The sequence below is a fragment of the Rhodopirellula maiorica SM1 genome (genome assembly GCF_000346295.1).
Taxonomy (GTDB): Bacteria; Planctomycetota; Planctomycetia; order Pirellulales; family Pirellulaceae; genus Novipirellula; species Novipirellula maiorica.
Genome location: NZ_ANOG01000905.1, coordinates 1 through 7,614, shown reverse-complemented (window position 1 = coordinate 7,614; position 7,614 = coordinate 1). Strand labels below are relative to the sequence as shown.

The window sequence follows — 7,614 nt, the reverse complement described above, 5'->3', positions numbered from 1 at the left end:
TCCGGGTGGGCTGTCTCCGGCTTGCTCGAACGTTGCACGTGAGCGGGCAGGCGGTTGCGTCGGCGCTTGCTGGGTCGACCCTCACCCGACGAGGCCTAGAGGGCCCGGTCGACCTCTCCCAAGCTGCGCTCGAGAGAGGTGGCTCGCTTGGCGACTGGTTCGGCGGTTGGCGTCGTGGATTGAAGATGCAGTTTGGTTAAGACCGACGTGACACTACATCCCTGGAAATTGTTTTTTCGTCTAGCCGGATGGCGGTGATTTCGAACACAATGGTGTAATTGACAACTAGCGATAATCTGATCGGCCGTTGATGTGTGACCTGCGCGAGAGACAACAGCATGCTAAAAGAAATCTTGCAATCGAGCCAGCTTTGCTGCGGTCTTAATGATGTCCATGCACAGCAAGTGATTGATGCGTGCCGGTTGGTGGCGTTTTCGAGCGGCGACGTTGTTTTTTCCGAGGACGATCCTGGCGACAGCATGTTCATCGTGGTCAAAGGGCGTGTGAAGATCGAAACGGCTTCACCCGCTGGGGCGGTTCGCTTTATCGACCATCTCGACGTGGGCGAACATTTTGGCGAGATTTCGATGCTGACGGGCGGTCGCCGTGCCGTGATGATGACTGCGGTGATGGATTGCGAACTACTCGAGCTGAAACAAGATGCGTTTCAAAACCTGATTTTGACAGTTCCTGGTTTGGCCGCAAACGCTTGTCGCACCCTTGGTTTCCGGCTCCGTCGCGAAGCGCATGGGCAGCAACGACGCAGCCGACCGCGGGTAATTGGAATCGTCAACCAACATTCCGGAACGATGTTCTTTGCGACGCGAGTGGCCGCCGCATTGGCGGGCGAAGGAGACCAGGTTTGCGTGATCGAGGACGAAGCAGTTCATGCCAGTGAGGGGAAATTAGCATCCTTTCAACGTAACCGGATTCCCGCTGACCTGTCCGGCAACGAAAAATCCGAGTGGATTCGCAAGTATGTGCTTGATCACCAACGGCGTGAAGACGCGACGCTGGTCAATCTATCGCCGACGTTATCGGTCGAGACTTTCATGGCGATCTTGCCCCAATGTGAGCAAATATGGTGGCTGGTCACTCCCGACGATCTGGGACACGCGACGTATCGGCTGCATACTTTGTTGAAAGCACAGCCAACACTGGGATCGCGAATCTATTGGATGTGGATGACACAGGACACACAGCAACCACCTCCGCCGCCGGCGATTGCCAGTACGTTAGCGCAGCCGGATTTCAAAATCAGCCTCGATATCACGCCACAATTAGCATCACGGCAGCAACGACAAAGTTTATCACGACTGATCCGGCACGTTCATGGCACGCGAATTGGTTTGGCGCTCGGGGGTGGTGCGGCGCGAGGGTTGGCGCATCTGGGCGTATTGAAGGCACTTGAACGCGAAGGCATTTATTTTGATTTGATCTCGGGGACCAGTGCTGGTGCGTTGATCGCGCTGCCCTATGCTTTTGGCTGGGAACTTGAACGTGCGATCGAAACCTTCAAAGAAGATTTGAGGCCAAGTTGGTTTTTCCGCTTCCTGCCGCGAGGAAACCAGTGGTTTATGGCTAGTAAATTTTGGACCGGCGGATGGGAGCCGATGTTACGCCGCCATTTTGCCGACGTCCAATTGGAACAGCTGCAAATTCCGCTGAGCACGGTGGCGGTCGACTTGGTCAGCGGACGCCAAGTCGTTCGTGATCGCGGTGACGCTGTCGATGCGGTGCTTGAAAGTATCAACCTGCCGAAAATCTCGCGTCCCATTCTGCGTGATGGGATGGCGCTTGTAGATGGAGGTATCTTTAACAACGTGCCAGCGGATCTGTTGATGGACCGCGGTGCAGATTTGGTTGTTGGCGTTGATGTCGCAGCAAAATTGACACCCCAGTTTGCTGGGAATACCCCATCAACGCCGACCGACGAGATGCGTCGCCCCGGACGTTTGGAAACACTGATGCGAGTTAACGAGGTGCAAGACCACGAGATGACCTCATTGCGGACCAAAGCCGTTGATTTGATGATCGCAGTGGATACGTCGGCATTTGACTTTGCTGATTTCACCCAGGCGGATCAATTGGCAGAGATTGGAGAGATCGCGGCGGAAAAGATGTTGCCGCAGTTTCGTCAATTGTTGGCAGAGCAAAAGGATTCCGAATCGGTGGGGGCTTCGCGTTTTACTTGCGATGTGCCTGCGCGGAGTGCAGCAGGTTAGTTTTTCGTCAAAACATTGGCAAATTGGAAGCCGCTGTGGTGCCAACGCGTTGTTTTGTAATTCGGTGGCGTCACCCGGTGAAATTCCCGATGACGTCCTAGGCGTTTTGGTCATCGAAATAAACTCTTATTTGGTGGAACATTCCCATTACAAAACGTCGCTGTATCGTACTGCTTGGGATCGGACATACCAATGCAGAGATCGTTCGTCGCTGGATCGATTCTCCGATTCCTAACTGTCGCTTGGTGTGTATCTCGAAATTTCCGTTTACTACCTATTCAGGGATGTTGCCGGGAACGTTGGCGAATCAGTTTGCGATCGATGAAATGCAAATTCCGCTTGGCCCGCTTGCGAAAAAGGCAGCGGCGGAATTGATTTTGGACGAATGTATTGGATTGGACGTTGACGCTCGGGTGCTGCATTTTGCCAATCATGATCCGGTGGCGTTCGACGCGCTATCGATCGGGATCGGTTCGATGCCCGCGGGCTGGGACCAACACGAATCGCCCAGTCTGGTACCCGTCAAACCGATGCAGACGTTTATTGAACGGCTGAGTCGCCGAGTTGTTCAGAGCCGAGAAGCGGACGGCCGAGATACGGACGACCGGATTCCGAAAATCGTGGTGGTTGGCGGCGGGGTTGCCGGCGTGGAAATCGCCTTTTGCGTTCACACGCGAATGAAACAACTGTTTCCAAAGCGGTCCGTTTCGATTGAGATTGTGACCAGCGGGGAACAGATTGCGGACGGGATGAGTTCTCGCAGTATCCAACAGTTGCGTCGATTGTTGTCACGTCGATCGATCAACGTGACAACCGATTTTCGAGTTGACGAGGTAACGGAAGACGAGGTGATTGATGAAGATGGAAATGGACGGCGGGCCGATGTGGTTTTATGGGCAACCGGTGCGGCGGCGCCGCCGCTGCTAGGATCATTAAACCTGCCGACCGATGATCGCGGTTTCTTGTTGACCGACAACACGCTACGGACGACGACCGGAGCACCGATCTTTGCTGTAGGCGATAGTGGGACGATCGAAAGCGAACATACGCCCAAAGCCGGTGTGTTTGCGGTTCGCCAAGCACCGGTGTTATGGCAGAATCTAGTGGCCACACTCAATCGTACGACGCTCAGCCGATACACGCCGCAAAACGAGTTCTTGAGAATATTGAATACAGGCGATGACAAGGCGCTACTGCAGTACAAAGGTTACAGTTTTCATGCGGGCTGGTGTTGGCAGCTGAAGCGATGGATCGACAAACGATTCATTCAGCAATACCAGGTTTGAACGAGTCCAGATTCAAGCGAGTCCAGATTGCGACGGTCGGAACGCAATCGATGCGAAGGTTAGCGGACCGCTTTGAACAGCTGGAACACTTGGTTCTTTAGCGTTTTAAAACGGTCATCGCTGAGTTTACGGTAGAACGCTTTCAGGATCGCCGCGCCGTGGCCATGGTCGAGATGCGCCACCATCTGAGAGACCACGTCATCGAGTGTTCCAGAGTCAATCGGATGGTCGGTTCCGGTGTAGACGCATGCGTAATCAGAGACCTTGTCACCGAACAACTCGCCGGCGTACTGCACCGCTGCCGCCATTGATTCTTCTTTCAACGCGTGTGGTTGTCGCCAATCATAGGGTGGGTCCCATTCGCGAACGGGTCGCAACAAATCGATATGCGTCAGTACGACGATCACGGAGGGGGGCTTCAATTTACGGTTTTGTTCGTAAACCGCGGCAACTTCGTCCAGCATTTGACGATCGGCGTCGCGCGCCGACGAATTGGCGGCCATCACCAACAGAATCATGTCCGCCGTTTCTGCGGCCTTCTGGATTTCAGCCAATTGGTCGCGGCTGACGTCCGCTTCGTCATACCCCGGTGTATCCAATAGTGTGACCAGGTTGTTCGATCCCGGCACGCTGTATTGGTGCCGCGTCACGCTGCGTGTTTCCGGCAACACGTTGGTAGTGGCGACTTGGTTGTGCAGCAGCGCATTGACCAGACTGGACTTCCCCGCGTTGACTTGTCCCATCACTGCAATCGTGGTCGACAGATCGTCCAGGTCATCAATCGAGGTTTCGCCGCGATCAAACTCATGAGCGACCTCGGACATTTCAGAGAACTTTGATCGGTAGCGACGCGATCCGCTCCGTAAGCGACCACTGTACATTTCGATCAAGTAGTAGCCGAGTTGCCGCAAGAACCGCTGATAAAAACCGCGAATCAATTCATTTTGCAGTTCGACGGTGACGTTTGCCGATTTTCGCCACAGCGGATACGCCAACATTTTGGCTGGGTTGAGCACTGCGGAACCCACATAGACCACCTTTTGCACGACATCCAACGCGTTGACTACTTTGGGCAGCCGTTTGATTTGGCCAATCGTCGCAAGATCGCTGCCGGGGATCGATTCGAGCACCCATTGTTCGAGATCTTCAGCGGCCAAGTGAATCACTGCCAAGATTTCCACCAAGGTCAGCGGATGAAAAAACTCGTCGCGGGTGCGATTGTGATAATGTTTCGCTAATCGTTCGGCCAAGATCTGGGCATCGCGAATGTAGCGATTGAGATCCATGATCGTCTGTGAGTCGATGTCTTGGACTTCGCGGCGATAGTCTTCAACAATTTGGATCGCAGAGCTATCCTGGGGCGTCCAGAAACTCGGAGCCGATAAGGGTTTACCCGAAAAGGATCGGTGGACTTTGGGCGGCTTCCACATCTTTCCGATCAACCACGCCGCGCCCCACATCCCCGGCAGCAGCCAGACGATCTTGTAGAACCAACCGGTTTGATAAATCGCAAACGCGCCGATGGCGACGTAACATGCTACCGGCAATGTCCATAGCACGAACAGCACGACAAACCGCAGACTGATTCCCCGAACCCAATTCACTTGGCTCTCCATAGTTCATGGCCGCGTTTGAGTTCTTCGGCAAAGATCTCCTTTAGCTGCTCCGGACTTGGTACGTGGCCTTTTCGCAAATCGGCAAAGTACCAATCCCACGACATCCCCAACGCATAGGTAAACGCGAAGGAAGTGGCAGCGCCCGCGGCGATCCCGACCCAGGGAATCAATTTTAAGATGCCTCGCATCCCTAATCGGACGGCAACACGGGTGCCGGCGGCACTGCTGAGCACGGCCCAGCGTGCAGGTGTAATCTCTTGATCGTAAATTTTGGCAAGCTTCATTGCCAAATGGGTCTGGATGCCAATCACGATTGGGATATCGACCCACGGCACGGGAACCGCCCCCGCGGTTCCGGCCAATGCACTGGACGCCAACACCTGCCACCGGGCGCGGGTTTGTCGCGACGAAGCATTGTCGGTTTCGCTGTCGTTCAGCGTCAAAATGGCCTGGCGATACGCCAGCGGCAATTGATCCAGGATCGCATGTTTCAGCCGGTCACCGCCAAAATTGGGGTCGGCAAATCCGTCTTCTAATTGTGTCAGATCGACCGGGATCACAGCGTCGTGCAATCCAGCAAACTGATTGATTTTTTCCTGAATCAATGCGGGCAACGGATCCGGAATCGGCGGGCGGGTCGCGTCTGCACCGTCCGAATCCAAAAAAGGATCGGGGCCGTCGGACAAATCGGTCGCACCGGTCACCTCGTGCAAACAGGTCAAAACCAACATGATCGGCCGATGGGGCGCCGCTTTTCGGATCCGGCGTAACGGTTCGATCACACGATGCAGCGCGTGGTCCGCAATGCGGACCGTGACAATCATCAGTTGAGTCGAATCCGCGAACGCCGCGATATCGTCGCTCGGATCGTAGTTGGCTTCGGCGAGCCCGCGGGTGTCAAGGAACGTAAGCAGCGGTTCGAGCGAATCAGGAAAATCGAACCGCCGCGATGTCTTGGTTTCAGGCCGATAGCCTTCACCGATCGTTGCGTCTTCGGCGCCGGTTAAAAACCGGATGACAGAGCTTTTTCCGCTTCCCGTTTTTCCAAACAGCCAGATTGTCGGCACGGGGGTCTTGTCACGAATCTCTTGAATTTGTTGTTCGTAGTCCGCGTCATCTTCAGGACGTCCGCTACGCCAATTCCATCGTGACAATGCCATTCGTGCCGTGTCGATTCGTTTGCATGCTGTGAAAAAGAAAGGTCACAGAAAATTGTAGGGCAAATTGCGAGAGCTTTCGATTGGGGCGCCCCGCCGGGGGCGACCGCTGCGACGGCTCCGCGTGGAGCCTATCGCAGCAAAATCAAGGCCAAAGAATCGAGGCGACGTTACGCCAACTCAGGAACTTCGTAACCGGCTCGATATTGACGTTTCAGCAACGCGTTGCCTGCATCGGCATGTTCGCCAACGAATTGCTCGGTTTTTGGATTCAATTCCAGCATCGGGCTGAGTTTGATTTCGTCACTTTCCATCGCGATTCCATGAGCGGACAAGTGCGAGTCCATCTCTTCGAGCAACGAATTCCAGATCGGCGAATCCAGTTGCGAGGCGGCCGATTTGGTGAAGTTTTCGCCCGAGCGGAACGCGATGTTGGCGAGGTTACACCAGCCGGTGCTGTCGTTACCGAGTTCGATTTCCGCGTTCAGCGAAGCGCGGTCGCGAGAACGCACTGCATCGATAAAGTTGGTTTGATGACGCACATCTCCCGATTTGGCTTTGAACTTTTTGATCACTTTGCCATTCTCGTCGTATGCAGTTCCACCACCGCGCTGGCCTTCATAGCGGCCGCCTTCGCAATAAGCGATGTAACCGCTGCTTGGTCCCGGGTGCTTTGGACTGCTCTTGGCCCCCGGAGCCGATGGCAGGTTCGACAACCCGATGACCACCGGGATCGATCCAGTATCAAAATAGGCAAAGTGAACGTTGGGGGTTTCGCCCGCGTCGTTCAGGGCAACGCGTCCACCGCCACCAAAGATTCGCTGCGGAAGCGCTACCGAGTCTTGGAAGACGTTGTTGCGACAATCGTCCAGCACGTGGACACCCCAGTTGCCCATTTCTCCCGATCCCGTATTCCAAACCCAGTGCCAATCGTAATGCAAGGCTTTGCGATAGATTGGTTCGTCTTGGGCTGGGCCAAGCCACAAGTCGTAGGCGACGTTTTTGTCGATTTCCAGTGGCGTGTCACGTTTGCCGATCGAGCCGCGGATGCCATAGCGATTGACTCGGGCAGAGGTGATTTCGCCAAGGGCTTTTTCTTCGTGTAGGAATTTTTTGATCTCGGCCTGCATCGGATCCGAGCGTTGTTGGGTACCGAGTTGGCAAATGCGATCGTACTTTCGCGCCGCGGCGACGGTTTGACGACCTTCCCATTGGCTGTGCGAAAGGGGTTTTTCAACGTACACGTCTTTGCCCGCTTCCATTGCCCAGATTGCGGCCAAGCAGTGCCAGTGGTTGCAGGTCGCAATGACAACGGCGTCGATCGAATCGC

At 54.9% G+C, this 7,614-nt stretch carries 6 protein-coding genes; 3 read left to right on the top strand and 3 right to left on the bottom strand.

Features of this window, described 5'->3' with window-relative positions; translation table 11 throughout:
* The 3 genes from RMSM_RS43080 to RMSM_RS28780 form a co-directional block, all read left to right on the top strand.
* Positions 1-200 (top strand): hypothetical protein (locus tag RMSM_RS43080; RefSeq protein ID WP_236622344.1); only part of this gene is annotated, 200 nt, incomplete at its 5' end.
* Between the two features lie 138 nt (positions 201-338).
* Complete coding sequence (locus RMSM_RS37485) at positions 339-2,225, top strand: patatin-like phospholipase family protein (RefSeq protein WP_008705605.1); 1,887 nt, start codon at positions 339-341, stop codon at positions 2,223-2,225.
* A gap of 128 nt (positions 2,226-2,353) precedes the next feature.
* Positions 2,354-3,511, top strand: coding sequence for an FAD-dependent oxidoreductase (locus RMSM_RS28780; RefSeq protein ID WP_315850160.1), 1,158 nt, complete (start codon positions 2,354-2,356; stop codon positions 3,509-3,511).
* A gap of 59 nt (positions 3,512-3,570) precedes the next feature.
* On the opposite strand, the gene RMSM_RS28775 is transcribed toward RMSM_RS28780, so the two are convergent.
* From RMSM_RS28775 to RMSM_RS28765, 3 genes are all read right to left on the bottom strand, one after another.
* Entirely contained in the window at positions 3,571-5,115 is a 1,545-nt protein-coding gene (locus RMSM_RS28775; protein ID WP_160168400.1) for a GTPase, read from the bottom strand.
* Entirely contained in the window at positions 5,112-6,287 is a 1,176-nt protein-coding gene (locus RMSM_RS28770; protein ID WP_008705598.1) for a YcjF family protein, read from the bottom strand. The genes RMSM_RS28775 and RMSM_RS28770 overlap by 4 nt, the downstream gene beginning before the upstream one ends.
* A gap of 167 nt (positions 6,288-6,454) precedes the next feature.
* Positions 6,455-7,614: Gfo/Idh/MocA family oxidoreductase (locus RMSM_RS28765; protein ID WP_040769908.1), on the bottom strand; the 1,160-nt coding region annotated here is incomplete at its 5' end.